Here is a 15,816-nt window from a genome sequence, read left to right as displayed (position 1 = left end):
CATACGCCGACGGCCCCGGCTTGACGGGATGTTGACGCCCCTCCCCCAGCCCCTGCGCCGGCTCCTCCCGCTGCCCCTGACGGGTGTCTTCGTCAGCCGGACACCGGTGCGAGGAGGTCCGCGCACCAGGTGAAGCTCGCCGTCCCCGCTTCGTGCGCGACGACGAATCCCGTGGCGCAGGCGGCGATCGAGGAGACGGCGGTGGGCAGGTGGTACGGCGTGGCCAGCTCCTGCCGGGTCACGAGGTCCCAGACCACGACCCGCCGGTCCTCGCCCCCGCCCACGGCCAGGACTCGGCCTCCCGGCAGCCGCGCGGTGGCCAGAGCGGTCACCCGGCGCCGCAGACCGGTGAGCCGTTCGGCCACCCCCGGACGGCCGAGGTCCCACACGAGGACCTCTCCCCCGTCCCCGCCGGACAGGGCCACCGTCCCTTCCCCGGGCAGCTCCGCGGTGGCCACCGCGTCGATCCGTCCGCCGGAGCGGGTCAGCGCCGCGACCTCACGCCCGGTCGACACGTCCCACACCAGCAGGGCGCCCCGGCGGTCGCCGCTGATCGCGAGGCCGGGGGTGGGGCCGCCGTCGGTCAGGGTTGCCGCCAGCAGCCAGCCGCGGTGCCCGGTGAAGGTGCGCAGCGGCGCCCCCGTCGCCAGGTCCCACACCGTCGCCAGGGCCATGTCCCCACCGGCGACCAGTACCTGCCGGCCGTCCGCGGCACGGCCCGCCGCCACGGCCCTGATCCGTGCCGTGCCGTTGGGGAACGCGTGGACCAGACCGCCGTGCGTCAGCTCCCACATCCGCAGGGAACCGTCCCGGCCGCCCGCCACGGCGACCGGCCCCACGTCCGGCAGTTCGGCCGTCGCCAGCGCCCGCACCAGCAGCCGTCGCCCCGAGTCGTCCAGCGCGTGCCGGTGCTCGCCGGTCGCCAGGTCCCGCACCTCCGCGCCCCGCTCGCCGCCCCCGGCGACGCACAGGGCCGGCCCCTCCCCCGGCACGGCGACGGCCACGGCCTCCATCGCCTCCTCGTGGGCGGGTTCCGGGGCGTCGGGGCGGGTGTCCGTGTGCTCGTGGCCGGGCTCCGGGGCGTCGGGGCGGGTGTCCGTGACGTCCCAGACGACGGCGTGCCCGTCGGCGCCGCCGCTCACCGCCACGAGACGGTCGTCGATCAGCGCGACGTCGACGCCGTGCACGCCCCCGGGGTGCGCGGCGAAGACGTGGGCGGGGCGGCCGGTGCCGAGTTCCCACACGGCGACCCGTCCGTCGCGGCAGCCCGTGACGACCCACCCGCGCTCGCCGTCCCCGCCCAGCGCGAGGCAGGTGATCACCCCGTGACCCGCGGAGGCCGGCTCGTGCAGCGGTCGTCCCTCGGCGAGGTCCCACACCAGGACGCGCCCGGCGCGGTCGCCGCTCACGGCGATCCGCCGGCCGGCGACCGTGCCCGTGACCACCCGGGTCACCCAGCCCTCATGCCCCGTCAGCGTGTGCAGCCCGCGCCCGTCGGCCGCGTTCCACACCTGCACCCGGCCGTCGCAGCAGCCGGTGACCGCCACGACCGTGCCGTCGTCCAGCGTCGCGGTGGCCACCGCCCGGACGTAGTCGGCGTGCCGGCCCAGGGAACGGAGCCGGTGTCCCGTCCGCACGTCGAAGACCCGGGCTTCCCGGTCCTCCCCGACGGCGATCGCGACCGGGGTGCCGTCCGGCAGTCGCGCCGTGGCGAGCCCGGTGAGCAGCACCATCGAGGTGTCCAGCCGCGTCGGCGTCGTGCCGTCCGGGTCCCACAGGACCGCTTGGCGGCCGTGCCCGGCGGCCACCGCTCGGGTGCCGCCCTCGGGGAGGGACACCGTGACGAGTGCCCGGACGGGGCCGACACCGGCCGCCTGCCGGCGGATGCGGTCGCCGGTGCGCAGGTCGTGGACGTACAGAAGACCGTCCTCACCTCCGGAGACGAGGACGCGCCGACCGTCGGCGAGCTCTGCCGGCGCGACCGCCCGGGCCGGGCCGGACAGACCGCCGAGGGTGCGCAGGATCCGGCCGGAGAGCGGGTCCGACAGCCGTGTGCAATGGGTGTCCCCGGTGCTGAGGACCATGTACTCCCCGTGGCCGGGCGTCTCCCCGGATCCGTCGCGGCCCGGCGCCCGGGCGAGCAGCACCTGGGAGACCGGCCCGGCATGCGGACCGAGGGTCTGCAGCCGTGCCGGGGTCGCGGTCCGGCTCACGGCCCAGACCGGCCGGGCGGGCGGCGGGGGCGGGCCCGGCCGGGAGGCCAGTGCGTCGGACAGCCCGGTGTCCCGCCACACGGCCGCGTCGAGGCCGAGCAGGTCGCGCCGGACGGCCGTGAGGTGACGGAGCGGGTGGTGGGCGGTGGTCTGCCGGTAGACGTCGGCGCGCATCCGGGCGCGGCGGCCGCGGGCCCGGTGCAGATGCCGTACGAGCCGTTCCGGGTCCGCGTGCAGCAGGTACGACGGGTCCTCCAGCAGCGCGTCCAGCTGGTCCGGGCCGGCCTCGACGGCGTGGTCGGCCGCGTGCCGCCGCAGGTAACGGTCCGCCCTGGACCAGTCACGGGCTCCTCCCTCGGCCGGCACGGTCGACAGCAGGGCGCGCAGCACGGCGCCGCAGTCCGTGCGCCCTGCCAGGTGCTCGGCCGGCGCCCGGTGGAAGAAGCTGTAGAGCTTGCCGTCGTCCACGGCCGGGTCAGCGCCGGGATCGTAGGCGGTACGGAGGTAGAACCGGGCCCCGGCGAGGACCTCCGCCGTGTCCCGCAATCGCGGCGGCAGCGCCCGGTCACGGGCGTCGGGCCGCAGCGCGAGAGCCACCTGGTGCAGGAGGCCGGCCGGCATGCCCTGCCCGGCCGCCCGGGCGAGCACGGCCAGCACCGCCTCGGTCCAGGGCAGTTCGGCCGTGAGGGTGCGCAGGTCCAGGTCGAGCATGCCCGGCAGGTCGCAGGGAAGTTCCCGGGCGATCTCGGCCCCGGACAGGACGGTGCCGGCCCGGGAGAGCCGGCGCAGGTGCGCGCCGTACACGGCCGCGGTCAGGAACGCCCCGTGCTCGGCGGAGCCCGACAGGCGATACGCGATCATGTCGGTCACGTCGGTGGTGTAGTCGGTGTCCAGCAGCCGGCCCAGATACGTGCCGAGGTGCTCGGCCAGCGACGCGGGTTGCTCCGCGTCGAGGTCGAGGAGCCGCTCGGGGTGGCCGGTGAGGGCGGCGTGCAGGCCGGGCAGGCTGTCCGGCCACAGCCGGGTGCCGATCAGTACCCGGCAGCCGGGCACCGGATCACCGTCCTCGCCCGTCAGCGGCAGCAGTACGTGGCACAGCAGCCCGTCGGGGTCGTCGGCCTCGTCGAGCGCGTCGACCACGACGGTGACGTCGCCCACCGCACGCAGTGCGGCGGCCAGTTCCCCGAAGGTCGCGTGCGGCGCCCCGGCTCGCGGCTGTGCGCGCCCGCTCTGCTGCCGGGGCGGGCGCAGCGCCCGTGCCTGCCGGTGCAGGGAGTCCACGACGTCCTGGGTGGACAGGTGGTGGGCGTGCACGGCCAGCAGCCGCGGGTCGGGCGGCGGCCGGAAGTCGCGCAGGCCGAGGCGGTCGCGCAGGGGCCGCAGCCGGGGATGGACGGTGCACACCGTCACGCCGAGGAGCGCGGACTTGCCCGCCCCGGGTCTGCCGGTGACGGCCAGCAGGCGGTGCCGGAGGGGCCGGGGGGCGCCGAGCCACTCCTCGATGCGTTCGAGCTGGCTTCGGCGCCCGCTGAAGAAGAAGGCCTCCGCGTCCGGGGTGCCGGCGGCCCGGGCGGCGAAGTGGTGCAGGTCCAGCCGGGGATCCAGCCGTTCGGCGTACCGGCGCAGGGAGGCGACCGCTTCGGCCCGGAACTGCTCCTCGGCATCGTCGGAGTGGCGGCGGTTGCGCAGGAAGGGCGCCGGCGGCCCGGACGCCTCGTCGTGCCGGGTGCAGACCACGTCCTGTTTCGGCATGCCCGCGGCGGTGTCGACGCGTTCCAGTTCCTTGTCGATCTCCTCCGCCAGCAGGGCCACGGGTACGTGTTCCAGGTCCGGAGGGCCGTCCAGGGTGCCGCGGGCGATGCGGTCGATCACCGTCGCGGCCGCCTTGCTGAAGCGCGCTCCGTAGGTGATCTCCCCGGCGCCGCAGGCCGCGATCACCCAGGCGTTGCGGCTCTGCACACCGAGCAGGCGCTGGGCGAGCTGGGCGGTGAGGGCCGTGCCGCCGCCGCACACGTCGAGCAGGAACAACACCGGCCCGCCGTCCTCGTGTTCGACGTCCCGGAGCAGCTCGTCGGCGTCCACGCTGGTCCTGCGGATGCCGTTGGGGAGCGTGGTGGTGTTCCTCATCGCCAGGTACAGCACGGGCCCGACCGTCTGCGCGTGGCCGCTGAAGTGGACCACGAGGGGGTCCTGGCCCGCCCGCTCCCGCGCTGTCTCCCACGCGACGCGGAACTCGGCGGGCGTCGGGTCGAGCACGGGCCCGGTCACGTCGAGCCCGGCCCGCAGGAGCGCGTGGGCGACGTCGTGCACGGCCTCGGCCACGCTGGGCAGGGGTTCGAGCGGAACCACCCCCTCGGCCTCTTCCTCCTCGGTCGGGACGCGCGCGGGAAAGCCTCCCGCTCCCACCACGAGTGCGTGCACTGTCACGGCCGTGCTCCCCCTCCCGTACGGCATGAGTCCTCGGGCGTGCGCCCGCTGTCCGGGATCAGCCCGCGCAGTGGGGTGCGAGCGCGGCCGCCGTCAGCCCGGCCGCGAGATAGCCGCCGAGGGTGTGGGGATCGAAGAGGCCGATGTCCGTGGTGGCGTGGACGTCGACGGGGAAGGCACCGCCCAGCTCGCGCGGCACCGCCACCAGATCGCCCACGTCGGCGATGTTCACCCAGTGCCGCACCCCGGGGGGCCGGGCCCCGCGGCCGGCGGTGGGTTCGGGGTCCAGCTTGCGCATGACCGCCGGGAGGCCGAGCGGCGAGCCGAGGGTGAGCAACAGGTCGATTTCCAGGTCCGGATGGGCGTGCAGGGTCTCGTACGCGACCACGCTGCCCAGTGAGTGGGCCACGACGACCCGTGCGCCGTGGTCGCGGACGGCCTGGGCCACGGTCGCCCGGACGGCCTTGCGGCGGCCGGGACGTGAGGTGTAGGCGTCGGTGTCCTGGAGGGTGGCCACCACCAGGCGCGACAGCAGTTCGGCCAGCCGCTTGCGGGCCGCGGGCCGCGCGTCGCCGGCGCGCTGTTCCACGATCCGGTTCACGGCCCACCGCAGCGGCGAGAGCATGCCGGCCTGGCCTTCCGGGGGCCGCGCGGCTCCGGCCGTCTCCAGCCATTCCCAGGCCTCGTCCTCCTGAGCGCGTGTCAGGTCCTCCAGGGTGGCCGCGTCCGCGGACTGCCGTTCGGGGCGGTAGTCGTCGGCGAGCTGGTGCGCGTAGTACGCCATGACCAGTTCGGGCAGCGGCACATGGGACAGTCCGGCCGCGTCCAGCCCCTTGCGCAGCCGGTCCGCCGCGGCGGCGGCCTTGAGTTCCGCGGCCTGCTCCGGAGGCGCGCCCCGTACGAGGTTCCCGATTCCGTGCACGAGCACCACGGTTCCCATCCCCACCACCCCCATGGCCCGGCCTACGACCTGATGTGGGGGGACTTGTACCCCGTGCGCGGCGCCGCCCAACACCGGCCGGCCCGGCGGCCGGGGTGTCGGTGCCTCAGCTCCCCGTCGCCGCGGCCCGGTTGCGCTCCGCCCAGCGCGCGCGATGGTCCTCCGCCTGACTCCGTGCTTCCCGGACGGCGGACGCGGGCAGCGGCACGGTGCGCAGCTCGGCCAGGGCCTTGCCCATGGCGGCGACGAACCGGCGGCCGGTGCCGGTCAGTGCGCTCGGGTCGGCCAGCATCGCCTCCTTGGTCTCGGACGCCGCCTCGCGCCATCGGGCACACCGCACATGAGCCCGGTGCCGTTCCGCGGGGTCGGACAGGAAGGCGGCCTCGCGGGACCAGAAACGGGCCACGGACATGAAGGCGTACGTGCCGTGCAGCAGGCCGTACAGGGGCCTCGGGTCGTCCCGCCACGGCGCGTAGTACCGCGCTCCCGGCTCCTGCGTACCCGGCTCGGCGAGCAGGTCGACGAGGTGCATGACGGCGGCCAGTTTGCTGTGCTGCATCTCGTGGACCAGCGTCTCGGCCAGGTCGTGGGCGTGCAGGGGCCGGGACAGCGTCACTCCGCCGAACATCTCGGCCGCGCTGCCGCTGTGCCCCGCCGACGATCCCCCGGCCAAGGGCACCGGAGTCAGTGTGCGCAGGCCCGCGTCCAGTTCCCCGGCGTAGTCGGCGTGCCGGGCCCGCAGCAGCCTCATCGCGCCCGCGGCCGTGGCCCGCCAGAGCCGCAGTTCGTCCTCCGGCAGCCGGTACGGCCGTTCCGCGGCCGCCACCACGATCTGGTCGACGTCGTCGAGCAGGAACGACGTCCGCGGTCCGGGCGTCGCACCCCGCAGCGGCCACCAGCCCGGGCGCTCGGCACCCAGCGCCGCCGCGTGCGGCAGGCCGACGCGCAGGCCCGTCCCGGTTTCGAGGACACCGCCCGTGCGGTCGCCGCGCAGCAGCAGGACGGACCCGGGGGCGGTGTCCGGGAGCCGGACCGCCCCCAGCCCGGGCAGGACGACTCCCGGCGGGGCGGCGGTGAGACCGATCGAGACGTCCAGGCCGGTGGCGGTGGCGGCCGCGGCCGCCACCGAGGCCAGGGGCAGGGGGCCGGGCGCGCCGGGCGAGCTGTCGTCCAGTGTCCGCCAGGTCGTCACCAGCCGCGGCCCCACCGAGGGATGGCCGACGATGCGCCGGGTCACGTCGGGCGCCGTGCGCCAGGCGTCGGTGAGCACGCCGAACAGCCGGTTCACACCGCACGCCGTGTCCCCGCCGTGTTCCCCGGCCCGGTCCAGCGTGGCCCTGAGCAGCAGCAGCCGGCGGCTGTACTCGCTCTCCCGGAGCAGCCGCACGGTCGCGGCGCCCCCGCCGCCCCGGGCGAGGGCGGCGAGCAACCGGCCGTCCAGGCGGTGCCGGGGCGGGGCCGCCGTCGCGTGTTCCGGGCTCAGGTCCGCTCCCGGCGCCGCGCGGGGGCCTTCGCAAAACCCGGGAGCAGGGTCATTCCACCGTTCGCGGGAGCGTCGCGCGCCCCTTCCGGCTCACCCGTTTCGGTATCCATGGAGCTCCCGTGTGCGAACGAATTTGCGCCCCGGACCAAGAAGGATTCCTGCGGCGTACGAGACGATCCGAGGACCGCCCCAAGTGCCGCACTTGTCGGTAGACTCATTCGAGTCTGACAGCAAGTCATCAGTTTGGCAGCCGAGTTGAGAGGCCGAACCACAACTGTCCGGCAGTCCTCCACGCGTGGCGGATTCTCGACTCAATCGGGACGGCGGGCTCCGTATGGATGATCAGACCGAAACGCGGGAGGTGCTGGATTCTCCCCTGGTTGATCTTTCGAATTTACCCTTCGACGCAATCCGGTCACTGCCCGAATCCGTGATAGTGAGTGCCTTGCGGCGTGTGCGGCGCGAAGCGTCACGTCCCCAGGTCATGTTCACCACGAATCAGGAGAAGGAACCCGGCGGCGGTGAGGCGCAGAAGGAGTGACCGCCCGAGCCCGCCCACCGCCCGTCCCTCCCGTCCGATCACCACCGACGAAGCGAAGCGGAGCCGAGATGTCTGAGGCGGACGGCCGGATCTCCCGCCCCCGTGTGACCGCGTTCTGCTCCACGGCGGAGGACATCGGTCAGACGACGACCCTGCTCAACACGGCCGTGCTGCTGGCCCGTTCGGGCCGCAGGGTGCTCGTGCTCGACGGCCGTAACGCCGATGTGCGCACCCGGCACTACGTCCGTTCGGTCACCCCGGCCACCGCGTTGCTGCCGGACGAGGAGGGCGGCCCCTCCGTGGAGGAGTGGTATCCCGCCGGCGCGGCCCGTCCCATCGGGCTGGCGACCCTGAAGGGCCCGGATCCGCTGTCCGCGGTCTCCGGGGCGGGCCCGGACCATCCCGCCTTCGCGGGCTACGACGACGTCCTGATCGACGCGCCGCTGCCCCGTACCGAGGAGCAGACCGCACAGCTGGCACGGCTGCCGGACCTGCTCGTGGTCTGTTTCACCGCCGACTCCTCGTTCATCGAGGACGCCGCCGCGCTGGCCTGGGGCATCCTGCGGCACGCCGAACGCCCCCTGGACGTCATCGCCCTGGCCCTGCAGACCGACTGGTCGCACGAGGACCAGCTGCGCATCGCCCGCGACCGGGTCGGACCGAGCTTCGCGCGGCTCTACGGCCGCCCGGTGCGCTACCTGGAGATCCCGTACCACGCGATGTCGGCCCGCAGCGCCCGCCTCGGCACGGAACTGGACAGCGGCAACGGCTTCGCCGAACGGGTCCTGCCGGCGCTCGAACGCCTCGTCGCCGCCCTGGACCGGCCGGACCCGGTCGCACCGGCGGACGTGACCCTCGTCCACACCTCGCGCCACGCGGTCTGGGCCGACTGGATCGAGGCGCAGCTGCGCACCCTCGGCGTCGAGGTCGCACGGCGGACCTACAGCGGCTGGCGTCCCGAGCGCCCGGCCGAGGACGCCGCCGTACTGCTGCTGCAGCCGACCACGGTGCGCCCGGACGAACAGCGGGCGCTGCGCACCCTGTCCGATCCGGGCATCCGGATGGTGCTGATCGACGGCGAGACGCTGCCACCCGGGTTCGCCCACCACCAGCAGATCGACCTGCGCCGCCACGACGCACACCGCGCCGGCGAACTCCTGCTGCGCGGACTGTCGCTCCCCGTGCCGCGCCGCCTGCCGTGCTCCCCCCACCGCTTCCCCAGTGTCCCCAACCGCACCAACATCGCCGCCCGCAGCGTCACCTTCGTGGGCCGCGAGGATCTGCTCGACGACATCCGTGAGGCGCTGCGCGGCCTTGCCGGCCAGGGCCGCCCCTGCCTGCTCCGCGGCGCGCCCGGCGTCGGCAAGTCCGAAGCGCTGCTGGAGTTCTGCCACCGGTTCGGCGGCTCCTACGACGTCGTCTGGTGGCTGCGGGCCGACGCCTCCGAGAACGTCCGGGCCTCACTCGCCGCGCTCGGGGACGCCCTGGGCGAACCCACCGCCCAGGAACTGAGCGGCCACATCCGGGCGCTGCGGGCGAGGGCCGACGAGACCGGCGAGCGGTGGCTGCTGGTCTGCGACGAACTCGACGACGTGGCGCTGCTGAACGAGGTGACGGACCTGTTGCCGACGCCGTCCGGCGACTGCCACATCCTGCTCGCCGCGCGTGCCGGGCAGGGGCCCGCACCGGCCGGGGCCGTGCACGTCGCGCCCTTCTCCCGGGGCGAGAGCGAGGCCCTGCTGCTGACGCTGCTGCCCGGCCTCAAGCCGTCCCACGCACGGGACGTCGTCCACCGGGTCGGTCCGCTGCCGCTCGCCCTGCGCCTGGCCGCCTGCTGGATCAGGGCCGAGGCCACCCGGGTCGAGGAGCGGGACAACCTCAGCGAGGCCCAGGCCCGGCACACCGCCGTCGACGCGTTCCTCGACGCCTTCACCGACCAGCAGCAGACCTACGGACCGGGCGCGCAGGCGGGGACACAGATCCTGCTGCGCATGGCCCGCTCCTCCGTCCGCCACAGCGCGGCGGCCGAGGCATGGGCCCACGAGCCGGCGGGGGTGGCGGCGCTGAACTGGCTGATCGACGCCTGTGCGCTGATCACCGGAGCCGGGGTCGACCTGCGGATGCTGCGCTCCCGGCCGATGAGGGCGGCGCTGGCCGCGGCGGGCCCGGATCACACGGCGGACGGGAAGCCGGTCCGGCCGGCGGACATCCTCCTCGTCGATGCCGCGCTGTGGGTGCTGCACCAGCACGGACTGCTCGAGTTCGACTTCGCCCGTCCCGCACAGCCCGTCCGCCAGCACCGGGTGCTGCGGGACCTCATCGTGGGCCAGCTGGGCGACGCACCGCGCATCGAGACTCAGCTGCGCGCGGTGCTCGGCGCCGACCTGCTCGGCATGGCCGACGGCCCGGCCACTCCCACCCCCGAGGCCATCACCCGGCGCGGCAGACAGATCCAGGCGCTGCGGCTCTGGGAGGACACCCGCCCCATGGTGCAGCAGTCGCTGCTGATCCACCTGGCCGACCTCGTCCGCAGCCAGGAGGAGGAGGCGCTCAAGGAGTGCCTGCGCGTGGGCCGGCTCGCCCTGCGGAGCTGGACGGAGAACGACTGCCTCGAACACCGGCGACTGCGCGTTCTGCTGTCCGACGCGCAGCACCTGCGCGGCGAGTACGAGGAATCCGGCGCGCTCGCCCTCGAGGTGCTGCGGGAGTACCGGGGCAATCTCGGTCTCGCCCACCCCCGCTCCCTGCAGATGGCCGAGAGCTACGCGGCGAACCTGGGCTCGGCGGGCCATGTCGCCGATGCCCTCGACGAGGCCCTGCACGCCGCCCGCGGCATGAAGCGGCTGCTGGGCCCGCGGCACGGCAGCACCGAGCGGGTCCACCGCAACCTGGCCTGGTGCTATGCCGCCGCCGGTGATTACACCGAGGGCATGCGGCTGTACCGCCAGGTCTACGAACAGCGCCGGGCCATCGGCGGTGACGACGACCCCGCCGTGAGGGACATGGTCCCCTGGCTGGCGGAGATGCACCGGCTGCTCGGCCAGGACGCGGAGTCGTACCAGTTGCTCAAGCACGGCTGGACGCCGCGCGGCACGGCGCGGCCCGCGGTCAACCGGGTACCGATCACGGTCGTGGCGGAGAACGGTCTCGCCGTGAGCGAGCGCAGGCTCGGCGATCCCGACCGGGCCTGGGAACGCGACACGCGGGCCCTGGACATGGCCGTCAGCATGCTGGGAGAGCAGCACATGATCACCCAGCGGTGCCGGTTCAGCCTCGCCATCGACCATCATCTGCTGGGCGAGCACGAACCGGCGGTCGAGTACGCCGAGCGCTGCCTGACCGCCCTGTCGGGCCGGTTCGGCCCCGGCCATCCCTCGACCCACCTGTGCCGTATGCGGCTCGGTGTCCATCTGCGCGGCGCGGGCCGGCCGGAAGAGGCCCGGGAGGCCGGCCTCGCCGCCAAACGCGGCCTGGAGGCGGTGCTCGGCGGCCGTCACCCCTGGACCCTGGCGTCCGCCGTCGCCCTGGCGGGAACCCTGGTGACATGCGGAGCCGAGGAGGAGGCGGTGGAACTGGAGGAGAGCGCCCAGCGCGGCTACGACCATCTCGGCCTGAACCGGCACCCGGCCCGGGCGATCGCCGCCGGCAACCTCGCCATGACCCGTGCCGGGCAGCGGGGCGCGTCCGGCAGCGGCGAACTGCCCCGGGTGCGCCGGGACATCGACGTGGAACTGTTCGTGTGAACCGAAGGCGCGGTGCCCCGCGTACGCCGTCTGCGCAAAGGAGTTGCACCTAGATGAATCCGGACGCCTCGGCGGCGGTGAGCGAGCCCCGGCTCCTGAGCGTGCCGCAAGTCAGCCAGAGCTACGGGCACCTGAGCAAGGAGTGCCGTGCCGCGGTCGCGGCCTGCCCGGAGATCCGGTCCGTGACCCACGTCGTCCGCAACACCGTCGTCTTCGCCGTCCGCGAGGCGGAGGCCGAGCCGTTCCCCGGAGGGCTGGCCTGGGAGGACGAGGCCGACGCCGAGGGCCGGCCCGGACGCCGGCTGGTCCGCTGGGTCCTGGCGGCGGAGGAGGCGATGAGACGGCTCGACGTCGGCTACCTGATGCGGGTCCTCGTCGTCACCCCGGAGGGCGGTATGCAGTGCTCACGTCTGCACGACGCCCAGTACCTGGTGGGCATCAGTGCGTCCGGGCCCGGCTGCGACGCCATGGACAAGAAGATGAACAAGCTGGTCGGCAAGATCAGGACCGGGCGTCATCAGGTCGACGAACTGCTCGGCGGCAGCGACGAGGAGGGGAAGGAGCCCGTCGTCCCCTCGGGTTCGCTGTTCATGCACGTCCTCACCCGCGACATGCAGGAGGCCCAGCGGCTGCGGAGCACGTGGCACAGCCATCTCAATCCGGGTGACCTGCACTATGCGGCCTACTACCGCGACTGGTCGCTGGTCTGTTCCGGCGACACCTTCGAGCACCAGGAGCTGGAGGACTCCTTCGCGGTCGTCTCGGTCGCGGCCCGCCGGGCGATATACCGCGACCTCGTCAGCCGCCTGCGTGAGGAGCTGACGGACCTGGCGGGCGTCATCGCCCCCGTCACCCGTGCCCCGATCCGACGCCTCGTCCTCGACGTCGTGGACGGGGCTTTCTACATGCACTGGCTGGGCGACGGGGAGGGCGACTTCGTCGTCGGAGTCACGTTCCGCCAGCCCCAGGTGGCCGTGGCGGAGGAGCGCCTGCGCGATCTCATAGCCGAGGTGCGGAACCGCCGCTGAACGCCTCGCCCAGCTCGCGCAGCACCCGGTCGGCGAGTTGGGCGAGCCGGTCCTGCGCCCGTTCGCCGGGGTCCGTCGCGGCGCCCGGCGGGCCGCTCAGCGGGTCGGCGCCGCCCCGGTCCAGCCGGGGCAGCGACTCCAGTGAGATCTCGAACCCCCTGCAGATGGCGAACAGTTCTCCCTGGTCGCGTCCGGCGAGGCGTTCGGTGTCACCGCCGGGCGCCTCGGCCTCCCACCAGCCGACGATCGCGTCGCGGAACGCCTCCAGCAGCCGGCGGGCCAGGACGACCGCTCCCATGCTCCGCAGGGCGGTGTCGTCGACGAGCAGCCGGCGCGGACGCGGCGGACGGCCGGCGGCGCTCCGGGCGACGGGCACGAGGCTGAGGCGTGGCCCCTCCCCCTCCTCCAGCAGCCGGTCCAGTGCTTCCTGGGCCTCCCGGAAGTGCGCCCGCACCGGCTCCGGCAGCCGCTCCGCCAGAGAATCGGCCGTCGGAGCCGGGGAGAGGATCCGCGGGTTGTCGAGACGGTGGTCGATGCTGTCGACGCGTTCCAGGAGGGTCTGCTGCTGTCCCTGGAGGACGTCCAGCCGGTTGGACAGCTTCTCCAGCACGGTGCTGTCCCGGCTCGCCCGCAGCCGCTCGGCGAGGCTCTGGACACCGCTGCGCAGTGCGGTGTCGAAGCGGGGGTCGTCGAGGACCAGGGGCATGGTCCCGGTGGCGTCGGCGACCTGCCGGCGCATCTGGCGGCACGCGTGGCCGTTGACCACGACGAGCATCTCGATGCCGGCCGACCCCGCGACGTCGCGCGCGTGGCCGAGGAAACCGGCGATGTCCCCGACGCCGGAACGGGTCAGCAGCGACCGCACCGGCAGCAGCACGATCCACGCCGTCCGGGTGACCTCGATCCAGCGGGGTTCGCCCGAGCCCGGCGGCCCCGGCAGATCCGCCAGGTCACGCGGCGGCACGTTGTGCCACCACTGGTCGCCGGCGAGGACACGTTCCAGCAGGCGCGCGGCTTCGCCCATCGGCCGCTTCTCGTGGGTGGTCCGGATCGCCTCGTGCACGGCTTCGGTGTCGATCTTCGGACTGCGGCTGAGCGCGGCGTGGTCCCAGGCCCCTTCGCAGATCCGCAGGATCTGCCGGGGCACCCCGTCGGAGAGGGTCACGATCTGCGTCACGGCGGGGTCGGAGAACGGCGCGCAGGACTTGTCCGGTGGCACGCGGCCCGACCCGAGCAGGTGCTGTTTGATCAGTTCCTCGGTCGCGGGGCGCTCCCAGCTGTCGAGCCACAGCGGAAGCACCCGCTCGTGCAGGGAGGCGGGCAGCGAGCTCCAGAGGTCGGGCCGGACGCAGAAGACCAGCAGGCCGCCCTGGTTGACGTACCGGTTGACCAGCATCTCGAAGGCGTTCAGGAACAGCGCCCGGTCCTGTGCCGTCCAGTCGACGATCTTGTCGACCTCGTCCAGCACCAGCGCGTACGGGCGGTCGCTCTGGCCGTAGACGAGGCTGAACACCGCGAACGCCTCGAAGACCCCTTGGATGCCCTGGATCGGCTGGGTGACGCCCCGCTGTTGCAGGGAAGGCGCCGGGGCCTCGCCGGACAGCCAGTTGAAGATGTCCTCCTGGTACACCTGGTTGGGGAGCAGGGCGAGTGCGGTGGCGAAGGCCCGGTGGTCGGTGACGCCCCGCAGGTGCCGGCGGAGGTGGCTGTGGATGAGCTCCTCGTCGAGGTCGAAGGCCCGCGCGATCTTCTGCGGATCCAGCCGCCGGTCCCTGAGGCCGAGCAGGAACTCCTCACGGGCGGCCCCCAGCCGGCCGGTGTCGTCCTGTTCCAGCAGCTCCGCCGTGACGTCCGCGTAGTAGTCGGTGATGGCCTGCATGAAGTCGGCCATGGCTTCGATGTCGTCGTGCGGGCTCATGACACGGTGCTGGAAGACGGACCGCATGTCGACCGAGGGCTGACCGATCACCCACAGGGCGGGCAGGGGGGTGCTCTCCCTGAGGACGTCCGTGACCTGGGCGGCGAGGTGGCTCTTGCCCAGACCGAACTCACCGACGAGGGCGAGGACTCGGCCCCGGGTCGAGGAGTCTCCGGTGTGCTGGAGGTAGCGCTGCACGTGCTCCATGAGCTGCTCGTTGATCCGCCTGCGCACATGGATGGGCTCACGCGGGGGTCCGGTTCCGACCTGGGTGCTGTCGGCGAATCCCTCCAACTGGACGCTCGTACTGCCTCGGAAGGGGTTCTCCCCCTCGACCGGGAAGACGTCAGGGCTCATCGCGTCGGTCCTCTTCGTCGTCAGGAAGTTCATCTGGCTCAAAACCGGCCGTCTCAGGTGGTTCCTTCGCGGGGTCGTCCGGATCGGACGGGTCCCTTCTCAGGAAGTCGTCCGGGTTCGGTTGCTTCCTGTCGAACCGGGGAACAACGTGGTTTCGCCGCAAATAGGCCTCGTCGGCCTGCAGTGCTTCGTCGGCCGCCTCACGCAGAAAGGTCTGGAGTTTCGAAATGCTGACGAAGACCCAGGGCGCCGGCTCGCAGTCGAGCAGATCGTCATGGATGGCGACCTTCGGGTTCGGAATTCCCGGAAGCTCCATCCACAGCCGCAGATATCTGCCCCAGTCCTCCCGGGCGAGCGCTCCGGTCTTGAGGTGCGTGACGCCCCGCCGTTGAGTTTCATTGAAAATCAGGCCGATCTCCTTCTCCAGCTCGGTGTACTCCGTCTCGATGAAGAAGACCACCCCGCGGTCGGCCTTCTGATGACAGAACCGGAGGAAGGCCCAGCGGGAGACACGGTCCGCCCACTGGATGTGCGGAATGATCACCGCGAGTCTGCGGCCCAGTTGCGCCAGCGCGTCGGTGATGGCGTGCCATGAGCCCCAGTGGTCCGAGGAGTCGATCTCGGGACCGTACGCCTCTCTGAATCCGGGCGTTGTCTTCAGTTCGCGCAGGATGGAACGGAAGATACGGCTGATGACCGTCTTCAGCTCCGGCGGTTCCATGTGCCCGCTGGACGACGACTCCAGATCGCGCCCGTCGTTCCGCACACCGGTGACCGGCACGATGGAGATCGCACCGGAAGGATCGCGACCCCGCCATGACGCCGGATCGCCCCCCTGCCGCTCGGTGCCGGGCCGGCCGTCGGAGCCGCCCTCGGGCTCTTCCAGTCCTCGGGCGAACTCGTGGACGCACTGATGGAGGAGACTGCTCTTGCCGGTGCCGGGCAGTCCGCTCACCACGACCAGGTGACCGCGGCCGTCCCGGCCCGGAGTGATGGTGCGTGCCACTTGAACGACCTGGTTGCGGAAGGTGTGCACCGCCACGGGCACGTGATCGAGTTCCACCCACAGGTCCTCGTGACCCTCGACGCACCATGGCACCAGTGGCTCGTACGGGAGCCACGGCGGTTCGCCTCCCACGGGAGGCGTTCCGAACATGTTGCAGTGG

The 15,816-nt window shown here is 73.3% G+C and carries 8 protein-coding genes; 3 read left to right on the top strand and 5 right to left on the bottom strand.

From position 1 onward, the window contains the following. Positions 1-92 precede the first annotated feature (92 nt). The 3 genes from RFN52_RS31975 to RFN52_RS31965 form a co-directional block, all read right to left on the bottom strand. Entirely contained in the window at positions 93-4,640 is a 4,548-nt protein-coding gene (locus RFN52_RS31975; protein WP_184851438.1) for a WD40 repeat domain-containing protein, read from the bottom strand. A 58-nt stretch (positions 4,641-4,698) separates the two neighbouring features. Next, a complete protein-coding gene (locus RFN52_RS31970; RefSeq protein ID WP_229856071.1) occupies positions 4,699-5,580 on the bottom strand; it encodes a hypothetical protein in 882 nt (293 codons plus the stop codon). Positions 5,581-5,686: 106 nt separating this feature from the next. Beyond that, positions 5,687-7,009: an HEXXH motif domain-containing protein gene (locus RFN52_RS31965; RefSeq protein WP_311241097.1), complete on the bottom strand. Its 1,323-nt coding sequence runs from the start codon at positions 7,007-7,009 to the stop codon at positions 5,687-5,689. A gap of 388 nt (positions 7,010-7,397) precedes the next feature. Between RFN52_RS31965 and RFN52_RS31960 the strand changes: the two genes are divergently transcribed. From RFN52_RS31960 to RFN52_RS31950, 3 genes are all read left to right on the top strand, one after another. Further along, positions 7,398-7,604, top strand: coding sequence for an FxSxx-COOH-like cyclophane-containing RiPP peptide (locus RFN52_RS31960; RefSeq protein ID WP_184851433.1), 207 nt, complete (start codon positions 7,398-7,400; stop codon positions 7,602-7,604). Positions 7,605-7,672: 68 nt separating this feature from the next. Beyond that, positions 7,673-11,347 carry an FxSxx-COOH system tetratricopeptide repeat protein gene (gene fxsT, locus RFN52_RS31955; RefSeq protein WP_184851431.1) on the top strand — a complete coding sequence of 1,225 codons (3,675 nt, stop codon included), beginning with the start codon at positions 7,673-7,675 and terminating at the stop codon, positions 11,345-11,347. 53 nt (positions 11,348-11,400) lie between these two features. Next, a complete protein-coding gene (locus RFN52_RS31950; protein WP_184851429.1) occupies positions 11,401-12,375 on the top strand; it encodes a hypothetical protein in 975 nt (324 codons plus the stop codon). On the opposite strand, the gene RFN52_RS31945 is transcribed toward RFN52_RS31950, so the two are convergent. Beyond that, on the bottom strand, positions 12,347-14,650 hold the full coding sequence (locus tag RFN52_RS31945; RefSeq protein ID WP_311241096.1) for a hypothetical protein: 2,304 nt from the start codon (positions 14,648-14,650) through the stop codon (positions 12,347-12,349). The genes RFN52_RS31950 and RFN52_RS31945 overlap by 29 nt on opposite strands. After that, on the bottom strand, positions 14,640-15,713 hold the full coding sequence (locus tag RFN52_RS31940; RefSeq protein WP_184851425.1) for an ATP-binding protein: 1,074 nt from the start codon (positions 15,711-15,713) through the stop codon (positions 14,640-14,642). Before RFN52_RS31940 ends, RFN52_RS31945 begins: the two co-directional genes overlap by 11 nt. Positions 15,714-15,816: the final 103 nt, after the last annotated feature.

Source organism: Streptomyces collinus (genome assembly GCF_031348265.1).
Classification (GTDB): Bacteria; Actinomycetota; Actinomycetes; order Streptomycetales; family Streptomycetaceae; genus Streptomyces; species Streptomyces collinus.
The sequence above is the reverse complement of the archived record's forward strand: the minus strand, read 5'-3'. Positions and strand labels throughout refer to the sequence as shown.

Coding starts and splice junctions, on each gene's coding strand:
- RFN52_RS31970 (WP_229856071.1), bottom strand. CDS start 5,580: ATGGGAACCGTGGTGCTCGTGCACGGAATCGGGAACCTCGTACGGGGC.
- RFN52_RS31960 (WP_184851433.1), top strand. CDS start 7,398: ATGGATGATCAGACCGAAACGCGGGAGGTGCTGGATTCTCCCCTGGTT.
- fxsT (WP_184851431.1), top strand. CDS start 7,673: ATGTCTGAGGCGGACGGCCGGATCTCCCGCCCCCGTGTGACCGCGTTC.
- RFN52_RS31950 (WP_184851429.1), top strand. CDS start 11,401: ATGAATCCGGACGCCTCGGCGGCGGTGAGCGAGCCCCGGCTCCTGAGC.
- RFN52_RS31945 (WP_311241096.1), bottom strand. CDS start 14,650: ATGAGCCCTGACGTCTTCCCGGTCGAGGGGGAGAACCCCTTCCGAGGC.